The organism is Aquimarina sp. MMG015 (assembly GCF_018100855.1).
Lineage (GTDB): Bacteria > Bacteroidota > Bacteroidia > Flavobacteriales > Flavobacteriaceae > Aquimarina > Aquimarina latercula.
The window spans coordinates 325,245-347,783 of sequence record NZ_JAGJEB010000006.1 but is presented as its reverse complement, the minus strand read 5'-3'; the positions used below and the strand labels follow the sequence as shown (position 1 = coordinate 347,783).

Annotated in this window: 21 protein-coding genes; 14 read left to right on the top strand and 7 right to left on the bottom strand. The window is 31.7% G+C overall.

Annotation, left to right across the window (positions count from 1 at the left end; genetic code table 11):
* Nucleotides 1-213: 213 nt before the first annotated feature.
* The 13 genes from J8L88_RS13890 (at nucleotide 214) to J8L88_RS13830 (ending at nucleotide 14,922) form a co-directional block, all read left to right on the top strand.
* Entirely contained in the window at nucleotides 214-1,263 is a 1,050-nt protein-coding gene (locus J8L88_RS13890; RefSeq protein WP_211061003.1) for a sugar-transfer associated ATP-grasp domain-containing protein, read from the top strand.
* 51 nt (nucleotides 1,264-1,314) lie between these two features.
* Nucleotides 1,315-2,598 carry a CoF synthetase gene (locus J8L88_RS13885; protein ID WP_211061002.1) on the top strand — a complete coding sequence of 428 codons (1,284 nt, stop codon included), beginning with the start codon at nucleotides 1,315-1,317 and terminating at the stop codon, nucleotides 2,596-2,598.
* 270 nt (nucleotides 2,599-2,868) lie between these two features.
* Entirely contained in the window at nucleotides 2,869-3,750 is an 882-nt protein-coding gene (locus J8L88_RS13880; RefSeq protein WP_211061001.1) for an SDR family oxidoreductase, read from the top strand.
* A 308-nt stretch (nucleotides 3,751-4,058) separates the two neighbouring features.
* Complete coding sequence (locus J8L88_RS13875) at nucleotides 4,059-6,926, top strand: pitrilysin family protein (RefSeq protein ID WP_247666481.1); 2,868 nt, start codon at nucleotides 4,059-4,061, stop codon at nucleotides 6,924-6,926.
* A gap of 148 nt (nucleotides 6,927-7,074) precedes the next feature.
* Nucleotides 7,075-8,286, top strand: coding sequence for a hypothetical protein (locus J8L88_RS13870; RefSeq protein WP_211060999.1), 1,212 nt, complete (start codon nucleotides 7,075-7,077; stop codon nucleotides 8,284-8,286).
* Between the two features lie 137 nt (nucleotides 8,287-8,423).
* Complete coding sequence (locus J8L88_RS13865; protein WP_027395653.1) at nucleotides 8,424-9,188, top strand: ParA family protein; 765 nt, start codon at nucleotides 8,424-8,426, stop codon at nucleotides 9,186-9,188.
* Between the two features lie 6 nt (nucleotides 9,189-9,194).
* Entirely contained in the window at nucleotides 9,195-10,100 is a 906-nt protein-coding gene (locus J8L88_RS13860) for a ParB/RepB/Spo0J family partition protein (protein ID WP_027395652.1), read from the top strand.
* Nucleotides 10,090-10,704, top strand: a complete 615-nt coding sequence (locus J8L88_RS13855; protein ID WP_118386742.1) for a DUF5683 domain-containing protein — start codon at nucleotides 10,090-10,092, stop codon at nucleotides 10,702-10,704. The genes J8L88_RS13860 and J8L88_RS13855 overlap by 11 nt, the downstream gene beginning before the upstream one ends.
* Nucleotides 10,705-10,739: 35 nt before the next feature.
* Nucleotides 10,740-11,438 carry a 4-hydroxy-tetrahydrodipicolinate reductase gene (gene dapB / locus J8L88_RS13850; RefSeq protein ID WP_211060998.1) on the top strand — a complete coding sequence of 233 codons (699 nt, stop codon included), beginning with the start codon at nucleotides 10,740-10,742 and terminating at the stop codon, nucleotides 11,436-11,438.
* Nucleotides 11,439-11,501: 63 nt separating this feature from the next.
* Complete coding sequence (lepB, locus tag J8L88_RS13845; RefSeq protein WP_118386744.1) at nucleotides 11,502-13,070, top strand: signal peptidase I; 1,569 nt, start codon at nucleotides 11,502-11,504, stop codon at nucleotides 13,068-13,070.
* Between the two features lie 67 nt (nucleotides 13,071-13,137).
* Nucleotides 13,138-13,767 (top strand): WbqC family protein, encoded by a 630-nt coding sequence (locus J8L88_RS13840; RefSeq protein ID WP_211060997.1) that lies wholly within the window; start codon nucleotides 13,138-13,140, stop codon nucleotides 13,765-13,767.
* The gene (locus J8L88_RS13835; protein WP_211060996.1) at nucleotides 13,767-14,075 is read left to right on the top strand and encodes a DUF6122 family protein; all 309 of its coding nucleotides are present in this window, start codon (nucleotides 13,767-13,769) and stop codon (nucleotides 14,073-14,075) included. Before J8L88_RS13840 ends, J8L88_RS13835 begins: the two co-directional genes overlap by 1 nt.
* Nucleotides 14,076-14,151: 76 nt before the next feature.
* On the top strand, nucleotides 14,152-14,922 hold the full coding sequence (locus tag J8L88_RS13830; protein WP_211060995.1) for a M949_RS01915 family surface polysaccharide biosynthesis protein: 771 nt from the start codon (nucleotides 14,152-14,154) through the stop codon (nucleotides 14,920-14,922).
* A 1-nt stretch (nucleotide 14,923) separates the two neighbouring features.
* On the opposite strand, the gene J8L88_RS13825 is transcribed toward J8L88_RS13830, so the two are convergent.
* The 7 genes from J8L88_RS13825 to J8L88_RS13795 all read right to left on the bottom strand — a co-directional run bounded on the left by J8L88_RS13825 (nucleotide 14,924) and on the right by J8L88_RS13795 (nucleotide 21,297).
* A complete protein-coding gene (locus J8L88_RS13825; RefSeq protein ID WP_211060994.1) occupies nucleotides 14,924-15,940 on the bottom strand; it encodes an endonuclease/exonuclease/phosphatase family protein in 1,017 nt (338 codons plus the stop codon).
* A gap of 2 nt (nucleotides 15,941-15,942) precedes the next feature.
* Entirely contained in the window at nucleotides 15,943-16,839 is an 897-nt protein-coding gene (locus J8L88_RS13820; RefSeq protein ID WP_027395644.1) for a rhomboid family intramembrane serine protease, read from the bottom strand.
* A complete protein-coding gene (locus tag J8L88_RS13815) occupies nucleotides 16,839-17,597 on the bottom strand; it encodes a rhomboid family intramembrane serine protease (RefSeq protein ID WP_027395643.1) in 759 nt (252 codons plus the stop codon). The genes J8L88_RS13820 and J8L88_RS13815 overlap by 1 nt, the downstream gene beginning before the upstream one ends.
* 6 nt (nucleotides 17,598-17,603) lie before the next feature.
* On the bottom strand, nucleotides 17,604-19,481 hold the full coding sequence (gene mutL / locus J8L88_RS13810; RefSeq protein ID WP_211060993.1) for a DNA mismatch repair endonuclease MutL: 1,878 nt from the start codon (nucleotides 19,479-19,481) through the stop codon (nucleotides 17,604-17,606).
* Nucleotides 19,482-19,775, bottom strand: a complete 294-nt coding sequence (locus J8L88_RS13805; RefSeq protein WP_027395641.1) for a hypothetical protein — start codon at nucleotides 19,773-19,775, stop codon at nucleotides 19,482-19,484.
* Nucleotides 19,776-19,937: 162 nt separating this feature from the next.
* Nucleotides 19,938-20,435, bottom strand: coding sequence for a 6,7-dimethyl-8-ribityllumazine synthase (ribH, locus tag J8L88_RS13800; RefSeq protein ID WP_118386751.1), 498 nt, complete (start codon nucleotides 20,433-20,435; stop codon nucleotides 19,938-19,940).
* 88 nt (nucleotides 20,436-20,523) lie between these two features.
* Nucleotides 20,524-21,297, bottom strand: a complete 774-nt coding sequence (locus J8L88_RS13795) for a tetratricopeptide repeat protein (protein WP_027395639.1) — start codon at nucleotides 21,295-21,297, stop codon at nucleotides 20,524-20,526.
* Nucleotides 21,298-21,433: 136 nt separating this feature from the next.
* On the opposite strand from J8L88_RS13795, the gene J8L88_RS13790 reads away from it, so the two are divergent.
* Complete coding sequence (locus J8L88_RS13790; RefSeq protein WP_211060992.1) at nucleotides 21,434-22,519, top strand: DNA replication/repair protein RecF; 1,086 nt, start codon at nucleotides 21,434-21,436, stop codon at nucleotides 22,517-22,519.
* Nucleotides 22,520-22,539: the final 20 nt, after the last annotated feature.

The following is a 22,539-nucleotide window of genomic DNA, read 5'->3' as shown; positions in this document are numbered from 1 at the left end:
GCTATTGTAATTAATGACTTAATTTTCAAAAAACAAAAAGTGTTTTTTGAAAATTAAAAATATGGCATAGTATCCTATACTAACACGAAGTTTTATGAAGTAAAATAGGATTAAAAACTATTTTAAAAATAATTATTTATCTACTAAATAAAATAGTTCAAAGTTCGTTCTACAAACAAAGTTTATAGAATTATTCCCCATTTTATTAATAAGATGAAAAAAAAGCTTAACCTTTTCACAAGAAGAGCATCTGTTGTTATTAATGATGAAAATAGGAAAAATATTTACCGCATCCTAAAAGAGTCATTACATTTCTGGGTTGTTAAGAAAGAAATTCCTTATTTCTATTTTGGAAAATTCTTATACCGAAGAGATGTTTCAAACTATAAAGATTATCTAAGTAGTAAAGAAGTCGATAAAATAACGTTATCCAAAAAACTTCATCAGATTCAATTCTCCAAATTGTTACGAAACAAACTTTCTTTTGCCTTATTTATGGAGGAAAACAATTTCCCTGTTCCTCCGCTAGTTAGCTATAATCATAAAAATCAGTTTTATTTTAAATCACAACTAACTATAATTAATTCCGAAGAGAGGCTAATCCAATTTTTCGAGTTTCAATTCAACCAAAATGAGATCAACAGATTATTTCTAAAATCTACCACAGGAATGGGAGGAAAAGGATGCTTTCTTATCAATAGAAACAGCATTCGTAATCAAGTAAAAAAACACTATGAGGAAATAGTTAATAATGACTTAATTCACCAAAAAATAATCGTGCAGCATCCAAAAATCAATATGATATACCAACATAGTATTAATACTATTCGTTTCACGACTTATATCGATAAAAATGGAGAAAAACATATATTATCTGCTTTTATGAGATTTGGAAGTGGAGGCAGTTTTATAGATAACAGTAGCGCAGGTGGTATATGTGTTTTGGTAGATTTAAAAGAAGGAAAACTAAAAGGAAAAAGCCACCAACTGATGAAACATGGAGGAAAACAATTAACAAAACACCCTGACTCTAATATTATATTCAATGATTTTCAAATTCCCTATTTTGAAGAATCGAAAGAATTAGTTTTAAGAGCAATTACACTCATCCCTGATCGTATTATTGGTTGGGATATTGCAATAGGAAAAAAAGGACCAATATTAGTAGAAGGAAACGACAATAATTCTTTAATAACACCAGATATTATCTATGGAGGATATTTAAAAAATCCAATATTTAAAGAAATTCTAGAAGAAGCCTAAGATTATTCCCATAAAAGATCCTCTCTCCTATTCTAATTACCCAATATTACTATGTTAAACAACCTACGCAACACCCTATTCTGGACAATCGACACCCTAACTAGAGGTAAAAAAAAGTCAAACTTTAAGGATATACAATCTTTACTAGAAAACGTTAATTCTAAAACATCCATTAAAAGAAAAAAGGAATATCTAGACTCTATTTTACAACATGCTATCAATACTGTACCCTTTTACAAAAACACGCAACCACTAATCACAGCATTTCCTGTAATAAATAAAAATATTTTTAGAGAGAATTTCAAAGACTTCCAATCAGAATCTTTCCAAAATGAGAAAAAAAGAACCGTTTCTACCAGTGGTTCTACTGGAACTCCATTTACTGTTCATCAGGACATATCAAAAATCATTCGTAATACTTCGGATAATCTATTTTTTTGGGAAAAAGCTGGTTACAAAATAGGAGACAAATTGTTTTTTTTCAGGTTATGGAATGCTTTCGAAAAGAAAAAATCCTTTATCAACTTTGCTCAAAACATTGTACCTATTGATGTTTTTGATCTTACTCCTACCTTTATAGACAATCTTTTAAAAAATATACAAAAAGGAAAAGGTAATATATGTTTGTTAGGGTATGTATCTGCTTTTGAAAAAATATGCAAACATTTGGATAGAACAAATCCAAACTTTCGTTCTAATGCTGTAAAATCCACCATTACGATTTCGGAAAAACTCAACGAATACACAAAAGAATCCATACATAAATATTTCCGCATAATACCAATTTCCAGATATTCTAATATCGAAAATGGGATTATCGCACAACAACCCAAGGGTAAAGACTATTTTGTAATTAATGAAGCTAGTTATTATATCGAAATCCTAAATATGGAAAATGACGAGCAACAACAAAAGGGAGTACTTGGAAGAATTATAATTACAGATCTTTTTAACCAATATAATCCAATGATTCGTTATGACACTGGAGACTTAGGAATGATAGAAGAGATTAACAACAAAAAAGTACTTACCCAGATAACCGGAAGAAAAATTGATGCAATTACCAATACAAATGGCAAAATCATCACATTTAATATTGTACTCATTGTAAACAAGTATTTACAATTAGCACAATGTCAATTAATTCAAACAAACCACAAGCACTACACATTAAAGCTAAATGCACTACAATATTTTGAAAAAGAAAATGAACTTATCGCAGATTTCAAAAAGTATTTAGGTAATGATGCGGTTATAAAAGTGGAATATGTTTCTGAGATTCCCCTCTTAGCATCTGGAAAAAGAAGAGTAATGGTTAATCAAATGATACAATAACATCAGCACTAAAAAGCTTAAAAAAAGAATTTCTAATATTTTGACATAAATACTCCTCGATTTAAAAACAGCAAAGCTTAGCTTACGGCAACCAATTTTCACAATAAAAGTATTTAATATCTATCAAAGGTTTACTTCTTTATTTATAATATATTTGTTTAAACTGTATTTAAATTAGGATATTAGAATATTTAAAATACTATGCATGCATAGTATTTTAAATATAAATTGTAACTTCCACCAAAATAAAGACATTATAAGATATAACATATGAGCTATACTGATAAAATGCTTCGAGACGGAGCACTTGAAGGAAAAAACATTGTAGTTACCGGAGGAGGTAGCGGACTTGGAAAGTCTATGACCAAGTATTTTATGGAGCTTGGAGCAAAGGTGGCAATAACTTCACGTAATCTTGAAAAATTACAAGGTACGGCTAAGGAGTTGGAGTCAGAAACTGGAGGTACTTGTCTTCCACTTCAATGCGATGTAAGACATTATGATCAAGTAGAAGCTATGAGAGATCAGGTTTTAGAGGCATTTGGAACCGTAGATATACTATTAAATAATGCCGCTGGAAACTTTATTTCACCTACAGAACGTTTATCCGCTAATGCTTTTGATACGATTATTGACATTGTATTAAAAGGAACAAAAAATTGTACACTAGCATTTGGTAAACATTGGATAGATACAAAATATCAAAACACTAATGTTCTAAATATAGTAACTACATATGCCTGGACAGGTTCTGCTTATGTAGTGCCAAGTGCAACTGCAAAAGCTGGTGTGCTGGCTATGACTAGATCTCTTGCTGTAGAATGGGCTAAATACGGGATGCGTTTTAATGCCATTGCTCCTGGACCTTTTCCTACTAAAGGAGCTTGGGACAGACTTTTACCGGGTGATATGAAAGAAAAGTTTGATCTTGCTAAAAAAGTACCTCTTAAGCGTGTCGGTGATCATCAAGAACTAGCTAATCTGGCAGCATATCTTGTATCCGATTTTTCTGCATATGTCAATGGAGAGGTAATCACGTTAGATGGTGGAGAGTGGTTAAAAGGAGCTGGGCAATTTAATTTACTTGATCAAGTTCCGGAGCAAATGTGGGACATGCTAGAAGCTGCTATTAGAGCTAAAAAGAATAAATAAAGAGTCTTATTTAAAATATTATTCCAACTGAATATCAGATTTTCTGGTATTCAGTTTTTTTATTTTAAAAAATAGAGTAACAAATCTACTCTTTCATACACATACATATAGCATATTTAATTTTGAAGTCTTTTCAGGTTTATAAGGAATTATATATTTTAAAAAGATTACGCTTACAGAACTTCTATACAACAGAAAACTCATCAAAATCAAATATTCAACTAAAAAAATAGTTCAATAATAAAAAGTTTAACTACTTTTAAAAAATAATCAAGGAACAAATTCACACTAACCATAATATGTCATCGATGATTAAAAAAACAATTTTTAATACATTTATTGGAGCTTTTTTATGTAGTATCCCATTTTCCGGAATAGCTCAATCTAGCGATACTAAAGAGTTAAACGCAGCATCTAATGTAAAAAATGAAGATAAAATACCCGTAGATCCTAATGTAAAGATTGGGAAATTAAAAAATGGTCTCACCTATTATATACGTAATAATGGAAAACCTGAAGACAAGGTCGAATTAAGATTAGTTGTAAACGCAGGTTCTATTTTAGAGGACGAAAACCAATTAGGTTTGGCTCATTTTATGGAACATATGAACTTTAATGGAACTAAGAACTTTAAAAAGAATGATCTTGTAGATTACCTACAAACCATTGGAGTTAAATTTGGAGCGGACCTTAACGCATATACTAGTTTTGATCAAACAGTTTATATTCTCCCTATTCCAAGTGATGATCCAGAAAAGCTAGAAAAAGGATTTCAAATCATTGAAGATTGGGCGCATAACGCAGAATTAACCGAAGAAGCTATCGATGGAGAAAGAGGTGTCGTACTAGAAGAATACCGTTTAGGTAAAGGTGCTAATGAGCGTATGCTACAAGAGTATTTACCTATTATAGCATATAACTCTAGATATTCGGAACGTTTACCTATAGGGACTAAAAAAATATTAGAAAACTTCAAATATGAAGATGTAAGGAGTTTTTACAAAGACTGGTATCGTCCTGATTTAATGTCCGTAGTAGCAGTAGGTGATCTTGATGTAGCTACCTTGGAGCAAAAAATTAAAGATCACTTTAGTGGCTTACAAATGCCGTTAAACCCTAAGAAAAGAGAAACTTACGACACCCCTAATCATAAAGAAACGCTTATTGCTGTTGTATCGGATAAAGAAGCCTCAAACTCTGTTGTTAGACTTATGTATAAAGACAGAGAGGTTTCAGAACCAATGACTACAGTAGGAGATTACAGGAAGGCCATTGTAGAAAGAGTATTTACCCAAATGATGAATAGCCGTTTAAACGAATTACGTAATAAACCTAATCCACCATTTGTATTCGCAGGAAGTAGTCATAGTGGAACTTTTGCCCGTAATAGGGAAGCATATCAATCCTTCGCCTTAACCTCAGAAACAGGTCAGTTAATCGCTTTAAAAACAATACTTCAAGAAAACAAAAGAGTTCAAAAACATGGATTTAAAGCTAGTGAATTAGAGCGTGCAAAGAAGCAAATTTCTGCTAATTGGGAAAAGCAATTTAAAGATAAAGACAAAAGAGAATCTGCTCGTATTATCGGTGAGTATATTAACAACTATCTAGAACAAGAACCAATTCCAGGGATCGAATGGGAATATCAATACACAATGTCACAACTACCAACCATTACTCTTGAAGAGGTTAATGGACTGATTAAAGATTTTTTACACGATGACAATCGAGCTGTAGTTATGACTGGACCAGAAAAAAATGGTTTAAAACAAGTAACAAAAGAAGAAATCCTTGCATTACTAAAAGAAATAGAAACAGCAGATATTGAGGATTACAAAGATGAGAAAGTTCGTGAAAATTTAATTGAAAAAATGCCAAGTCCTGGTACAGTGGTATCATCTAAAAAAGACGAAAAACTTGATGTTACTATCTTAGAATTAAGTAACGGAGCCAAAATCACATATAAGAAAACTGATTTTAAAAATGATGAAATCTTATTTTCTGCGTATAGCTATGGAGGAAGCTCTTTATTTTCATTAGAAGATTACAAGCAAGTAAGTTTTGGATTGGGGAGTATTGCTCAAACCGGACTCGGAGGATTATCTCTTAACGACATGAATAAAGTAATGGCTGGGAAAATTGCTAGAGTTCGTCCGTATATAAATAATTTATCCGAAGGATTTAATGGGTCTGCTACTCCCAAAGATTTAGAAGTGCTATTTCAACAAATACACCTTTACTTTACGAGTCTTAATAAAGATGAAAAAGCGTTTAGGTCAGATCAAGAAAAAACAAAAGGTTTTTTAGCAAACTATCTATCCAATCCACAAAGTTATTTTAGAGAAGAGTTTAACAAATTTCAATTTGAAAAAAATCCAAGGTATACTGGTTTTCCTACGCCGGAGAAATTAGATGCGGTTAATTATGATTTAGCCTATGAGAAATATAAAGAAAGATTTGCCGGAGTTGGAGGTTTTAATTTCTATTTTGTGGGTAACATTGACGAATCTAAACTAAAACAATACGCAGAAACATATATTGCTAGCTTGCCAGATACTGGTAAAGATGAGACCTATAAAGTTTCTGATTTCAGACCATTATCCGGTGCTCATGAAAAAACAGTGTATAGAGGTAAAGATCCAAAAAGTTCTGTAAACATTATTTGGAGAGGAGAAACAACCTATAATAAATCAGAAAAATTAGCAATCGAAGCTTTAGGAGAAATTCTAAGTATCAAGCTTATTGAAAAACTTAGAGAAGAAGAAGGTGGTGTATATGGTGTTGGAGCTAGAGGTAATATGTACAAGATAGGACCATCTGGCGGTTATAGTGGATATCGTTTTTCAATCTCGTTCCCTTGTGGACCAGAAAATGTAAAAAAACTGACTGATGCTGCTATTGCAGAAGTAAAAACAATTATAACCGAAGGGCCAACTGATAAGGATTTGGCTAAAATAAAAGAATCCAGATTATTAGATTATAAAGAACAAAGTAAGCAAAATTCATTCTGGTTAGGTAATCTTCAAAATGCAGATTATAATCAGATCAAATTAGAAATCGGAGATACATATGCAGAAACTATTCAAAAATTATCTAAACAAGATATTCAAAAAATAGCTCAAAAATATGTAGATACTGGTTATATTTTAGGTGTATTAATGCCAGAAAAAGAATAAATAAAACATAATATTCACTCCGAAGGCCGTCTGTTTAGTAGACGGCCTTTTTTATTTATGAACCTAAATAAAATTAAAAAAATATCCCATTCTATACAGTAACATTTATTCATTTAATGACACTATAATATATAAATAAATAGCAAAAATGAAGAATACAATTATTTTACTAATCGCATTATTAATAAGCACAATAACTTCTGCTCAAAATGAATTTGAACCAGGAACTATCCATTTAAAAGACGGATCAAAACAAGAAGGATTGATTCAATTTTTTAATAAAAAAAATTACAAATCAATTCTATTTAAAAAACTAGAAGAGAGTGAGGTAAAAACGTTTACAACTAATCAAATTGATTATTATGCTTTTGATAATGTTGATAAAAAAGTAATTACCGAGTTAATCAACCTCTCTCCTGTTTTTCTTGAAGTAATTATTGAAGGAAAAGCAAGTCTCCTTTTATACAATGATAAAAATGGTGACAAAAGATATTTTCTGAAATCCAAAAAATCAGGTTTGAAAGAACTGGATATTATTACAAAAAACAAAGGGGACTTGAGTAAAGGACAATTCAAGTTAAAACGATATGTTGGAATTTTAAATCTTGAATTTAATGATTGTGAAAACTTAAAAATCCGAGCAAATAATATTAAACTAACACTAACCAGTTTATCTAAAGCCTTTTTAGAATATAACAATTGTTCAGGAAGTACCTCTTTTAGTTCCGAACGATTAAAAAGAGAAGATATACATGACCTTGTAATACTAGCAGGTTTATATTCTACAAAAATTAAAGAAAAAGGAGACGGAATAAGAGGAATGGGGTTTGAAAACTCTTTAACGCCATCAATAGAAATCCATTATATATATACTCCTACTCTATTCAACTCTAAAACTTCACTTTCGATTGGAGCTTCCTATAATGAGATAAACTCAGAAACAGACTACTTTAGAAACGTCCCTGTTTTAATAGGAGATTATGTCACAACCAAAGTAAATCCTAAAACTTTAAATCTTAGGTTTGGTATTTATTATAACTTTAGTCAATCAAAGAAAAAATTAAATAGCAACTTAGGGATATTTTATATAAATAGTCGGTTACTTAATTCAGATAAAACATATCTAAGGATTGATACTGATGGAAATGAAGAATATTTTTATGAAGATTTTAATGTTCCAATATTAAAGTCTTCTTCGGGATTTGCGATAGAGCTAGGTTTTAATTACGATGTTTATAAAAATAATGACATAATAGCTAAGGTAGGGTATGAAAGAATAGGAGATTTTTTAGATTTTGTAGGAGCTACATATGCAAGTAATACATTCACTCTAAAATTAGGTTATAGTTTTAATTTATAACTTTTATATAATAATAACATCTTCTCAGAGACCGTCAACACTGATGGTCTCTTTTTTATTAAGCACTGTTAATATTTTTCATTTTTATAATGTATAATTAATTGTATTTTTATCGCTTAAAATCCAAATCTCCCCCTATGGGTAAAATAATAGCGATTGCCAATCAAAAGGGTGGTGTTGGTAAAACAACCACCTCTGTAAATTTAGCTGCTTCTCTAGGAGTATTAGAGAAAAAAGTATTATTAATAGATGCTGATCCACAAGCCAACGCGACTTCTGGATTAGGATTAGATGTAGAAAGTGTCGAAAAAGGAACGTATCAGATTCTAGAACACACCATCAATCCTAAAGAAGCAATATTAGAAACTACTTCTCCTAATGTAGATATTATACCAGCACATATCGATCTTGTTGCTATCGAAATCGAATTAGTAGATAAAGACGAACGCGAGTATATGCTAAAAAAAGCAATCGATGATCTTAGATCAGCGTATGATTACATACTGATTGATTGCGCACCTTCATTAGGTTTATTAACGTTAAATGCATTAACCGCATCTGATTCTGTTATTATACCTATCCAATGTGAATATTTTGCTTTAGAAGGGTTGGGGAAATTACTTAACACTATCAAAAGTGTTCAGAAAATCCATAATCAACAATTGGATATAGAAGGATTATTACTTACCATGTATGATTCTAGATTACGATTATCGAATCAAGTGGTAGAAGAAGTGCAAAAACATTTTAATGAAATGGTTTTTAAAACAATCATTCAGAGAAATATACGTTTAAGTGAAGCTCCTAGTTATGGTGAGAGCATAATTAATTATGATGCTTCTAGTAAAGGTGCCAGCAATTACTTAAGTTTGGCACACGAGATTATAAAGAAAAATAGTTAAGGATTCATGGCGAAGGCAACCAAAAAACAAGCATTAGGTAGAGGTTTATCAGCTTTGCTGAAAGACCCGGAAAATGATATAAAATCAGCTGATGATAAAAATGCTGATAAGGTAGTTGGTAATATTATAGAATTAGATCTTAATAGTATTGAGGTTAATCCTTTTCAACCAAGGACCAGTTTTAATGACGAAACACTTCAAGAGCTTGCTACTTCAATAAAAGAAATAGGTGTGATACAACCTATAACTGTTCGTAAGTTAGATTTTGATAAATATCAATTAGTTAGTGGAGAAAGACGTTTTCGTGCATCTAAATTAGTTGGCTTAAAAACGATTCCTGCATACATCCGTATTGCCGATGATCAAGAATCGTTAACTATGGCTTTGGTAGAAAATATCCAACGTCAAGATTTAGATCCAATAGAGATTTCTCTATCATACCAGCGATTGATCGATGAGATTAAGTTAACTCAAGAACAATTAAGTGATCGTGTTGGTAAAAAAAGATCTACTATTGCGAATTATCTAAGACTATTAAAATTAGACCCTATTGTACAAACAGGTATTAGAGATGGTTTTATCTCTATGGGGCATGGAAGAGCATTGATTAATATCGACGATCAACAACAGCAACTCGATATTTATGAAAAAATTATAGGAGATTCTTTATCTGTCCGTAACACTGAAAAATTAGTTAGGTCTTTAAACAATAAAGAAGAAAAAACCGATACTGAAAAAACGGAAAATAAGGCTCCTCAATATATTTTGAAAGGAATTAAAGATTTCTCAGAATATTTTGGAGCTAAGATTGATGTTAAAGTTTCCAGTAATGGACGAGGGAAATTAATAATCCCGTTTTCTTCTGAAGAAGATTTTAAACGCCTAAAGAAACTTATTGATAGTGAAAACTAAGTCATTTTATATTATTTTATTTTTATGCTTTTTTGTTCATAATGCTTTTTCTCAAGAAGAAAATGAGAATAAAGAGAATGATGAATTAAAAGTAGTTACAGAAAAAGTAGCAGTTAAAAAGAAAAAGAAGAAAAGAAATAAAAAAATTAGACCCTATGAGCCTTTGGCGCCAGCTCGTGCTGCTTTTTACTCTGCTATACTTCCCGGTTTAGGTCAAGCATATACAGGGAAATACTGGAAAATACCAATTGTTTATGGAGCGTTAGGTGCAGGAGTATACTTTTATTTGGACAACAACAGGATTTACAACGAACTAAGAGATGCTTACAAAGGTAGATTAGCTGGGATAGATCCAAATGATTTAGATTTTCCTGATTTTAGTGATGAACAATTAATTGATTTACAAAGACGTTTTAGAAGAGATCAAGAGTTATCTTTATTGATTACTGCTGGCTTGTATGTTCTTAACATTATAGATGCTAATGTTACTGCTCATTTACAACAATTTAATGTCTCAAAAGACCTTTCTTTTAAACCCAAAATAAAATTCAACGAATTTGATGCCAGACCTAGTTATGTTATGTCATTAAATTATAGTTTTTAGATTTTATAACCAATAACCAACAACCACCAAAAAATATGAATATTGCTCTTTTAGGATATGGCAGAATGGGTAAAACCATAGAAAAAATTGCAACAGAGAGAGGTCATTCCATTGTTCTTATTGTTGATAAGGATGATAAGGATTATGATGTATCTATAGCTGATGTAGCTATTGATTTCAGCATCCCGTCTGCAGCGGTAAACAATATCACGAACTGCTTCAATGCTGGAGTACCGATTATATCTGGCACTACAGGTTGGTTAGATCATTATGATCATATCATATCTTTATGTAAGGAGAAAAAAGGAGGTTTTATTTATGCTTCAAACTATAGCTTAGGTGTTAACTTGTTCTTTGAACTAAATAAAAAATTAGCAAAAATGATGCATCCTATTGAAGGATATGACATCAAAATGGAAGAAATTCATCATACGAAAAAATTAGATGCTCCAAGTGGAACCGCTATTACTTTAGCCGAAGGAGTTATCGAAAATAGTAGTAAAGATGGATGGCTTTTAGATCAAGGAAATGAGACAACAATACCTATTGTTGCAAAAAGAATTGAAAATATTCCTGGAACTCATACCGTTACCTATACTTCTGCTGTAGATGATATAGAAATCAAGCATACTGCACATAACCGACAAGGTTTTGCGTTGGGAGCTGTTGTGGCTGCAGAATGGTTATCTGGTAAAACAGGTGTTTATGGAATGAAAGACGTTTTAGGCTTATAACTAAAAAACAAAAAGTGTAACACTTTTGATGTTACTTACACTTATATTAAAAACATATACAGAATGACACTATCAGAATGGTTTATTTTTTTCCTGGCAGTACAAGTAATACATTTCTTGGGAACTTGGAAACTATACGTTAAAGCAGGAAGGAAAGCTTGGGAAGCAGCAGTACCTGTATACAATGCAGTTGTTTTAATGAAAATAATTAACCGTCCATGGTGGTGGGTTATATTACTGTTTATTCCGGTAATCAATGTGATTATGCTTCCGGTTGTATGGGTAGAAACCATTAGAAGTTTTGGGAAAAATACAACAACTGATACCATACTAGTAATTGTAACATTAGGTTTCTACATCTATTATGTAAACTATATGTTAGATGTAAAGCACATAGAGGATAGGGATCTAAAACCCAAAACAAGCACTGGAGAATGGATCAGCTCTATTCTTTTTGCAGTAGTCGCTGCAACATTGGTTCACACATATTTTATGCAACCATATACTATACCAACAGGATCTTTAGAAAGAACACTTTTGGTTGGTGATTTCTTATTTGTAAGTAAATTTCATTATGGGGCGAGAACACCAATGACATCAGTTTCTTTTCCTATGGTTCACGATACCATTCCTTTAGTAAAGACTAAATCATACAATAGTGACATCCAATATCCATATTTTAGACTACCAGGTTTTCAAAAAATAAAACGTAATGATATTGTAGTATTTAGCTGGCCTGTGGATACGGTTCGATTTTTTAGAGACCCTTCTGGAATCAACGTTTACAAACCAATTGATAAAAAATCAAATTATGTAAAACGATGCGTAGGTATTCCTGGTGACTCTTTATCTGTAGTTGATGGATATGTATATATTAACGGAAAACAAACCGAGTTACCTGATAGAGCGCAATTACAATTTTCTTATACAGGAAGCACTAAGGGAAAAGGGTTTAATATGCAGAACCTATACAATCGATATAAAATTAAACCAAACGAATTTGGTTACAACAATGAATTCTTCCAATCAGGAGGTCTAACAAATGAAGCTGCTAATAAATTCAAAAATCATCCTAATGTAGCTAGTATTCAAAGAAGCATCACTCCAAAAGGAGTAAAAGGTTCTGGTATTTTTCCTAACAACGGAAAGGTTAACTGGAATATTGATAATTTCGGTGCAATTTATATTCCTGAAGCTGGTAAAACAGTAAAAATGGATCTAAAGAGTTTTTCTTTGTACAGAAGAATCATAGAAGTTTATGAAGGTTCAGAAATGGGAATAGATAATAAATTATCCGTAAATGGAACTCAAATCCTACTAAATGGAAACCCTATCGATAGTTACACCTTTAAGCAAGATTATTACTGGATGATGGGAGATAATCGACATAATAGTGAAGACAGTCGTGCCTGGGGATATGTACCAGCGAATCATATTGTAGGTAAGCCTGTTTTTATCTGGATGAGCTGGGACACTAATGCTAAAGGTTTATTTAATAAAATACGATGGGAACGCCTGTTTACAACCGTTGGTGGTAATGGTAAACCTGTATCTTATTTCTATTATTTCTTAATTGCATTAGCAGGGTGGATAGTTTTCAGTAAATACCGCAAGAAAAAGAAAGCTGCGTAATACTATATATTTGTCCGTATATCCATCAAGCTTATTATCGTAATAAAACAAGTAATACAATTTTAGATTGAAAAACGTCCTACTTCATCCCATGTATTTTGGGTCTATTTCTCAGTATGCAGTAATAGCGCAATCTGATTCGATTATTTTTGAAAATGAGGACAACTATCAAAAACAAACGTATCGCAGCAGAAACTATATTTATGGCGCAAATGGAAAGCTATTATTAACCATCCCAATAAAACATACTGGAGATAAACAAAATAATAAGCAATTATATAAGGATGTTAAAATAGAAAACGAATTTAAGTGGCAGTTACTCCATTGGAAATCTATCGAATCTGCATATCGAACTTCTCCGTTTTTTGAATATTATGAAGATGAGATGATACATCTTTTTGAAAAAAGAAAAAATTTCTTATTAGACTTTAATTATGAATGTATGGAGGTTATTCAGGATTGCCTGCAACTAGATATTTCGTATACGAAAACATTAACTTATCAAAAAGAAGTCGAAACTGTAATTGATCTTAGAACATTGGTAAATGCCAAAAAAGAGAAACAATACGAGCTATCGTCTTATATCCAGGTGTTTTCGGATAAGTACGGTTTCATTCCTAACCTTTCTATTTTAGACCTCTTATTTAATGAGGGAACGAACGCACTTACTTACTTAGAAGAACAACAAATTTTTTAATGTTTCGCACATTAGTACATTACGGATTTCATTTTCTTATACCTCTGGGTATTGCTTTGATACTATTCCCTAAACAATGGAAAAAAGTATATCTTATTTTTTTAGGAGCAATGTTAATTGATTTAGATCATTTAATAGCAAATCCTATTTTCGATCCAAACAGGTGTAGTATTGGGTTTCATTTCTTACATAGCTTACCCGCAATTACTTTGTACTTTTTAACACTAATTCCTAAAAAGACAAGAATTATTGGAATGGCATTGCTTTGGCACATTCTTACTGACTCTATTGATTGTTTAATGATATAGATCTACTATTTAGAAAATATTTTTTAAATTTAGTACATAAATAAGCCCCCTAACGTTATTTATAAACCATATATCTATGAATAAACTTCTACTTTCTATCGTTATTCTTACATTTTTTTCTTGTGGTAAACAAACCAAAGATCCCAAAGAAGATTCTAATGCGCAAACAAAAAAAATTAACGCATTACCAATAGAAAAACACGCTACAATACCTGTAGACACTGCATTAGCTAGAAAACTTACCAAAAAAGAAATGAACGCCGTTTTCTCTAACAGAAGACAGATTCAATTAGGCCTTTCCTATCCATTATATCAAGCATATAATTATAAAGATGATTCTGGTGAATATTACCTACTACTTACGGATCATAAAAAAATAATAAACGAAGAAAAAGATACTTTATATGACAATATATATGGAGTAAACTTACGAGTAGAAAAAAATCAATTCAAAAAAAGATCAACTATCAAAGGCGAAATAGATAAAGATTGGGAGGCATCAGTTGGTTTCTGGAATCAATATTCGCGACTATCAGATTTTGATGGAGATGGTGTAATAGATCCTATAATCGTTTATGGTACAATTACTCCTAGCAAATATGAAGATGGTAGGGTAAGAATCATAGCTTATAATAAAAAAAGCAGAGTGACTATTAAACACCAGAATAGCGAAATTGCTGATGGGAGAATTACCAAAATAAATAAAAAGTTCTATAATTTCCCGCCACAAATACAAGAAGCTGTTAAAACAATAATGAAATCAATGATTGAAAATGGTCATGCTGTTTTTGCAGACGATTGGGAAAAAAAGATGGCCAATAACGCTATAAGATTAGAAAATCAATAGATCAAAGCTTGATTCTAGAAGATATTGGATAATGATCCGAAAGCTCCACATCATAGCTCTTAAAACTAATTACTTCTGTATCATCTGGAACTAAAATAAAATCAATTCTAGCTGGAAATAACTCAAAATTAAAGGTTTTCCCAAAGCCTTTACCTGCTTCTTTAAAAGTATCTTGCAAATCTTCTGACTTTATTTTATCATAGATATAAGAATATGCAGTATTATTAAAATCACCCATTACAATATTTTTATATGGTGATGACTTCATATGATCAATTAGTTGCTCTGCTTGACTTTGTTGTTTTTTAAAAGAAGTCTGGATACGTTTTAATAACTTTTGAGAATCCGCTTTTGCCAGATCATCTGTTTTAGTGCTAATGCCGTGTGACTGCAAATGCACATTATAGACTCTTACTGTATCCATATCAGTAACAATATCAGCAAAAATGACATTATTAGCGGTTTTTTCAAAACTTAATGACCCCTTGTTTATAAAAGGGAATTTAGAAAATATAACTAATGCTAGTTCTTTACTGCGATGATGAAAATAATCATATTTATAATCATATTGTGTAAAATCTATATCAGGGTTATTATAAAATTCCTGCGCACAGAAAATGTCAGGATTTTCGGTTTTTACTAATTCCGAAATCTCTTTTGGTATTTCGTCTGAATCAATCCATTTAAATCGATTAAATGCATGAACATTATAACTAAGTAATGAAAGTGTTTTATCTGTATTATCTGACGATTTCCCACTTAACTTATATAAGGATGTTATATGAGATATACCCAATACTAGTACAATTAACGATAATAACATTTTACGCTTAAGAAGGACTGCCCAATACAATAAAAATAATGCATTAACAACAATCAATATAGGAACAGCAAGACTTAAGACAGATAATAAAGGAAATGTTTGAGGAGAGACATAGGGTAATAAATAAGATATCAATAAGGCAAAAGCTACCAATGAATTGATAAAGAACACTATCTTATTTATCAGCTTTCTCATACCTAATCTTTGCCCGCCTTAAACAAAAAGTCTTTTTCCTGCTTGGTTAGGCTATCATAACCACTTTTACTTATTTTATCCAAGATAGCGTCTATTTCTGCTTGATTGGGGTTCTTAATTTTGGGTGCACCAGGCTTTTTAGAAACAGCATTTTTAGATTTCTTAGCTTTATGAACTGTTTTTAAAGGACTCTTCTTTTTAGGTTTAAACATACTTACCGTAGCATCCATAAACTTCTCAAAACCACTTCCAATATCATTTCCTTTTTTAAGTTGCACAGCGTACAAATAACCAAATAAAGCTCCTCCCAAATGTGCTATATGTCCACCTGCATTCCCAGAAGGTATTTGAATAACATCTAATATCACAAAAAAAGTTGCAATCCACCAGAACTTAACACTCCCAATAAACATTAACCTAACCGACATATGCGGTATATAAGCCGCGGTAGCTATTAGAATAGCCATTACAGAAGCAGAAGCTCCAAGTAATACGGAACTACCTACTTTAGAGAATGCTGGAAATAAATTATATGACAACATATAAAATATTGCTCCCATAATTGCTCCTAAAAAATAAACAGTTAACACCCGTTTTCCGGTAAGATAAGAAACAAAATATTTCCCAGAAAAGTATAAGATAATCATGTTAGAAGCAATATGCCAAAACCCACTATGTAGAAAAGCATACGTAACGACTGACCAAGGTTTCGTTAAAAACTCTCCTAGCTCTTTCGGAAAAGTGAACCAATCCGTTATAAATCCGCTGGAAGAATCAAATAAGTATGCAAATGTATTTATAAAATAAAATGCTATAAATACCACCACATTAACCGTAATTAGTTTTTCTATGATCGAAAAACTCTTGAACTTCAATTTTAAATCGTCCATCTGTGACATTAATTCCAACGATTTTGATTAAACGAATTCTTTTTCCAGTACCACATGGTAATAAACCCTATAACTGCTCCACCGATATGCGCCCAATGAGCAACATTCGTTGCCCCATAAATACTTTGACCAGTTATTCCTCCAAACAAGTCTAAAGCAAAGTATCCCGCAACCATATACTTAGCCTTTATCGGCACTGGAATAAACATTAGATATAATGGCAAATTAGGGTATAACACAGCAAAAGCAACTATAACTCCAGAAATAGCTCCAGAAGCACCCACCATAGGAGTTAAGTATGAACCAATCATTTGTTCAGTTACTTCTTGCGATATATTTGGATATACCGTATACTTCCCTGTTGCCAATGTGTTATTCAAAAATTCTTTTATCTCTAAAACAGTAAATCCTGCCTCCTGATACGCTTGATATCCTGGTAAAAACTGGAAATAAGTAAACAAAATTTGCAAACCTGCTGCGCCTAGCCCAGAAGAAAAATATAAAAACAAAAACTTTTTCTGTCCAACCGAATTTTCTAAATGACTTCCAAACATATATAACATAAACATATTAAAAAGAATATGCGTAAATGTTGACTGGCTATGCATAAACATATGCGTAACAATCTGCCATATTTGAAAATTATCATTTTTCGGGAACCACAATGCAAATAATCTAAAAGCTGTATCTCCGAGAGTTAATGCACCTATAAAAAAGATTACATTAATTATTAATAAAGTTTTTACTGTATCTGTAATTCTCCCCATGTACTTTTAAAATTTTTTATCTATATCATCTACTGTTAACGTGATGAATGTTGGCTTATTATCTGGTGTTACTGTTGGTTCTGTGCAAGCAAAAAGACTATTTACTATATGCTGCAATTGCTCTTTCCCTAAATTAACACCAGTTCTTACTGCAATACTTCCTGAAATAGATCTTGCTAAAAGATCAGTTAAAGAGAATCCACTATCTGGAACTTCTTGTTCGATATCACTAATTAATTTTTCTAACAGTACCGAAACTTCACTTTCTGTTGTAACTGTAGGTATACCTGATATCGAAACCTCTCCATCTGTAATTTCTCCAAAAACAAACCCTGTATTTTCTAACTGCTCCTGAACCTCCTTTAATAATTGTATTTCTTGTTTAGAAAAAGACAATTTTAATGGAAACAGCAATTGCTGACTAACAGCACTCGCCATAGTAATATTACGTAGTACCTCTTCATAAAGTACTCGCTGATGTGCTCTATTTTGGTGTATTATTACCATTCCACTTTTAATTGTAGTAATAATATACTTCTTTCTCAACTGGTATGTAGTATTATGCTCTAATTCTGTCTGCTGATCTCCATCAAATAACGAACCTGTTACTTCGGAACTCTCAAATTGAATGGAAGAAAACTCACTCTCTGTTTGTTTAGAGTGTATTTCGGTTGTATCCAAACCAGCATATAAATTTTCCCAACTACCTGCTGATTCTTTTTTTAAATTATTATAGTTCTTTGTAGATGAAAAAGATGAATCTTCTTTTTTATCCTCCTTAAAAGGGTTAAAACTTCTGTCTACCTCTATAGTGGGTGTTTGGGCCATTTTACTTTTATACTCATATGGAGTATCCATGGAAGAATCTCTATTAAAATCTAAAACAGGAGCTACATTAAATTGCCCTAAACTATGTTTAATTGTAGAACGTAACATTGCATATAATGCGTGCTCATCATCAAACTTAATTTCAGTTTTTGTCGGATGAATATTAATATCTATAGAGGTTGGATCTACTGTGAGATAAATAAAATAACTTGGATGTGTTTTTTCTTTTAACAATCCTTCAAAAGCTGAATTTACTCCATGGTTAAGATATGCACTTTTAATAAATCTATTATTTACAAAAAAGAATTGTTCACCTCTAGTTCTTTTTGCATATTCAGGTTTACAGACAAACCCGGTAATACTTACTAAATCAGTTTCCTCATCAATCGGAACCAATTTCTCATTCGTTTTTCCTCCAAAAATATGTACTATTCTCTGGCGATGATTTGCTGCCGGTAGACTAAAAACCTCACTTCCATTATGATACATATCAAACTTAATATCTGGATGTACCATAGCTACTCGATGAAATTCATCAATTATATGTCGAAGTTCTACAGTATTTGATTTTAAAAAATTTCGTCTTGCCGGAATATTATAAAACAAGTTCTTAACACATATAGAAGTTCCTTTCGGAGTAACACAAACTTCCTGAGAAGTCACTTCACTCCCTTCTATCTTTATTTCAGTTCCAACCTCATCATTTTCCTGCTTAGTCTTTAACTCGACATGAGCAATAGCTGCAATTGAAGCAAGTGCCTCTCCCCTAAATCCTTTTGTATTTAATTGGAAAAGGTCTTCTGCTGATTTTATTTTAGAAGTGGCATGACGCTCAAAACTAAGTCGCGCATCTGTAACACTCATCCCTACTCCATCATCAATTACTTGAATAAGTGTTTTTCCAGCCTCTTTAATTATTAATTTGATATGCTCAGCCTTAGCATCAATTGCATTTTCTAATAGTTCTTTTACTACAGAAGCAGGTCTCTGCACTACCTCTCCGGCAGCTATTTGATTGGCTACGTGATCCGGTAATAGTTGTATGATATCTGACATTTATTGTCGGGCAGTAAATATGGATAAATCAAAATCAATTAAATATAAAAAAATGAAGATTAACACAAATGCGACATAAATGACTCTTTTATTTATTTCTCGATTGCCTCTATTTCTACTAGCTTTTCGATCCTCACTCCATTGAGAGCCAAAGTCAATTGCATTTCTAGTATCGCGATATTTAGTAATTCTATTTTCGAAATCATAGATATTACCATCACTCTTTCCCTTATAATATCGGGGAGTGTAGTTATACCTGCGATTAGTTTTTCTTTTAGGGATACTTAATTTCACGTGATGCTCCTTTCTTTTTATATTATTCAAATATACTTAAAATGCATAGTAATCTAAAGCTTTTAGCATTACAATAACATTGAAAATATGAACAGCAAGTATGATGCCGTTTTTGAATTAAGAAAAGAATATAATGATATAAGCTAGTATACTCAAGATCAATTAAAACTTTGCATCTTTGCGCAACTGAGCCATTTTTATAGCAGCGATAGCTGCTTCTGTTCCTTTATTACCGTGTTTACCTCCAGATCTATCAATAGATTGTTGGATATTATTATCTGTAAGTACACAAAATATAACAGGAATATCATTTTGGATATTTAGGTCTTTAATTCCTTGAGTAACTCCATCGCATACAAAATCAAAATGCTTAGTTTCTCCCTGAATTACACTCCCGATTGCAATTACGGCATCTAACATATCATACGATTCTTGCATTTTCTTGCACCCATAGATAAGTTCAAAACTACCAGGAACATTCCATCGCACAATATTATCCTTGATAGCTCCACAATCTATTAACGCGTCAAATGCGCCTTGAAAAAGTCCTTCGGTAATGGTATCATTCCATTCCGAAACAACAATCCCAAACCGAAAATTTTTCGAATTTGGGATTGTTGTTTTATCGTATTGAGATAAATTTTTATTTTCTGTAGCCATTTTATTTAATGGTTTATTGTTGAAAAGTTGATAGTGCCTACTGTAAATTAATACTACCGCAAAAACTATGACCGAACAACTATGAATACTACTTAAGCATTCCTTGAGCTCTTCCTAAATGTACATCCGCTTGGTTAGCCTCAACACTTTTAGAAAACTCTTCTTTAATTCTTTCTAAATAAGTAACTGCTAATTCCGGTTTCCCTAATGATATTGCAGTTACAGCAGATTTTAATAAAAACTTAGGAGTCGTAAATTCGTTGCTCTTAGCTTTTGCGGCTCTTTCATAATACGATAAAGCTTCTCCCGTCTGATCTAATTGAGCAAAAGCATCACCTATTCCTCCTAGTGCTAGCGGTCCTAACATTTCGTCATCACTCTTAAATTTATCAAGATGATCAATAGCTTCTTGATATTTTTTCATATTTAAATAAGAGAATCCTGCATAATAATTAGCAAGATTAGCTGCCTTAGTACCACCATAATTTTCAATGATCTCTAAGAATCCGTATTTCCCTTCTCCTCCGTTAAGAGCTAATGTATATAAAGAATCACTAACAGTGGTGTTTCCATTTACTGCATTATCAAAATATTGTTGCGCTTTGAACATTTCATTAGAAGCTTCTAATTCTTTAGGCTCCTGAACATATTTCTGATATCCAAGATATCCTAATACTACAGCGGCAATAGCACCAACAATGATAAATATATACTTTTGATTAGCAGCAACCCATTCTTCAGTTCGGGAAGCACCTTCATCCAAAGTATTAAATACCTCAGCAGTTGTAGAATTGTCTTCTAATTGCTCTACCTCTTCTGCTTTATTTTTTGGTTTGTATCCTCGTTTCTTATAAGTTGCCATAAATTATATTTAATGAACGGCAAAAATAAAATTTTTATTCATAATTAAAAGCGAAAATATTTGTTATTTTTCAATATTTTGCACTTCTTATTTGAGAATTTCTAAAAAGTCGCTACTTGCTGACGATCAGTAATTTATGATTCTAAAATCACTTTCTTTAATCAATTACAAAAATTTTGAATCGGAGAATTTCGATTTTGATGTTAAGATTAATTGCCTTGTTGGACACAATGGAGTAGGAAAAACTAATATTCTGGATGCTATCTATCATTTATCTTTTGGAAAAAGTTATTTTAATCCTATTACCGGTCAAAATATTAAACATGGTACTGATTTTTTCGTGGTAGAAGGACGCTATGAAAAATCTGATCGTGAAGAAAAAGTAATTGTAAGTGCTAAACGCGGACAGAAGAAAGTAATTAAACGAAATGGTAAGGCGTATGATACTTTTAGTGAACATATAGGTTTTCTTCCTCTAGTGATTATTTCTCCAGCCGATAGAGATCTTATAACCGATGGAAGTGATACTCGTCGTAAGTTTATAGATGGTGTGATTTCTCAGAGTGATACAGCATATCTATCCACATTATTAAAATATTCTAAAGTAGTTTCTCAACGAAATTCACTTTTGAAGTATTTTGCTGCTAATAACACCTTTGACACTACTACTTTAGAAATATACAATCAACAATTAAATGAACTTGGTAATTCCATATTTCAAAAAAGAACTGCTTTTCTTGAAACATTCATCCCAATATTCATAGAACGTTATGAGGCTATTAGCTCAGGTAAAGAATCCGTATCATTACGTTATCAAAGTAAATTATCTGAAAATAATCTATTAACATTATTGGAACAAAACCTCTCAAAAGATAGAATGTTACAATATACAAGTGTTGGTGTTCATAAAGATGACCTATCTTTTGAAATTGAAGGATATCCTATAAAAAAATTTGGAAGTCAGGGGCAGCAAAAATCATTTTTAATTGCTTTAAAACTGGCACAATTTGATTTTATTAAAAAACAAAGTAAGGTAAATCCTTTATTACTATTAGATGATATTTTTGATAAGTTAGATGAAAAACGTGTAGAACATATTATACAACTAGTAGATGATCAAAACTTTGGACAACTTTTTATTAGTGATACGCACCCTGATCGAACGGAAAGTGTTGTAAAAAAGATATCACAATCCTATAAGATTATTAAACTAGATTCCTAATTAAATAAAAAACGATCTTT

What these genes read in the sequence shown, in the direction of transcription:
- J8L88_RS13820 (WP_027395644.1), bottom strand. Translation starts at nt 16,839, where the DNA reads ATGTCACAGATGGACGATTTAAAATTGAAGTTCAAGAGTTTTTCGATC.
- J8L88_RS13885 (WP_211061002.1), top strand. Translation starts at nt 1,315, where the DNA reads ATGTTAAACAACCTACGCAACACCCTATTCTGGACAATCGACACCCTA.
- J8L88_RS13815 (WP_027395643.1), bottom strand. Translation starts at nt 17,597, where the DNA reads ATGGGGAGAATTACAGATACAGTAAAAACTTTATTAATAATTAATGTA.
- J8L88_RS13860 (WP_027395652.1), top strand. Translation starts at nt 9,195, where the DNA reads ATGGCGAAGGCAACCAAAAAACAAGCATTAGGTAGAGGTTTATCAGCT.
- J8L88_RS13795 (WP_027395639.1), bottom strand. Translation starts at nt 21,297, where the DNA reads ATGGCAACTTATAAGAAACGAGGATACAAACCAAAAAATAAAGCAGAA.
- dapB (WP_211060998.1), top strand. Translation starts at nt 10,740, where the DNA reads ATGAATATTGCTCTTTTAGGATATGGCAGAATGGGTAAAACCATAGAA.
- J8L88_RS13870 (WP_211060999.1), top strand. Translation starts at nt 7,075, where the DNA reads ATGAAGAATACAATTATTTTACTAATCGCATTATTAATAAGCACAATA.
- J8L88_RS13825 (WP_211060994.1), bottom strand. Translation starts at nt 15,940, where the DNA reads ATGAGAAAGCTGATAAATAAGATAGTGTTCTTTATCAATTCATTGGTA.
- ribH (WP_118386751.1), bottom strand. Translation starts at nt 20,435, where the DNA reads ATGGCTACAGAAAATAAAAATTTATCTCAATACGATAAAACAACAATC.
- J8L88_RS13830 (WP_211060995.1), top strand. Translation starts at nt 14,152, where the DNA reads ATGAATAAACTTCTACTTTCTATCGTTATTCTTACATTTTTTTCTTGT.
- J8L88_RS13875 (WP_247666481.1), top strand. Translation starts at nt 4,059, where the DNA reads ATGATTAAAAAAACAATTTTTAATACATTTATTGGAGCTTTTTTATGT.
- J8L88_RS13880 (WP_211061001.1), top strand. Translation starts at nt 2,869, where the DNA reads ATGAGCTATACTGATAAAATGCTTCGAGACGGAGCACTTGAAGGAAAA.
- mutL (WP_211060993.1), bottom strand. Translation starts at nt 19,481, where the DNA reads ATGTCAGATATCATACAACTATTACCGGATCACGTAGCCAATCAAATA.
- lepB (WP_118386744.1), top strand. Translation starts at nt 11,502, where the DNA reads ATGACACTATCAGAATGGTTTATTTTTTTCCTGGCAGTACAAGTAATA.
- J8L88_RS13790 (WP_211060992.1), top strand. Translation starts at nt 21,434, where the DNA reads ATGATTCTAAAATCACTTTCTTTAATCAATTACAAAAATTTTGAATCG.
- J8L88_RS13890 (WP_211061003.1), top strand. Translation starts at nt 214, where the DNA reads ATGAAAAAAAAGCTTAACCTTTTCACAAGAAGAGCATCTGTTGTTATT.
- J8L88_RS13835 (WP_211060996.1), top strand. Translation starts at nt 13,767, where the DNA reads ATGTTTCGCACATTAGTACATTACGGATTTCATTTTCTTATACCTCTG.
- J8L88_RS13865 (WP_027395653.1), top strand. Translation starts at nt 8,424, where the DNA reads ATGGGTAAAATAATAGCGATTGCCAATCAAAAGGGTGGTGTTGGTAAA.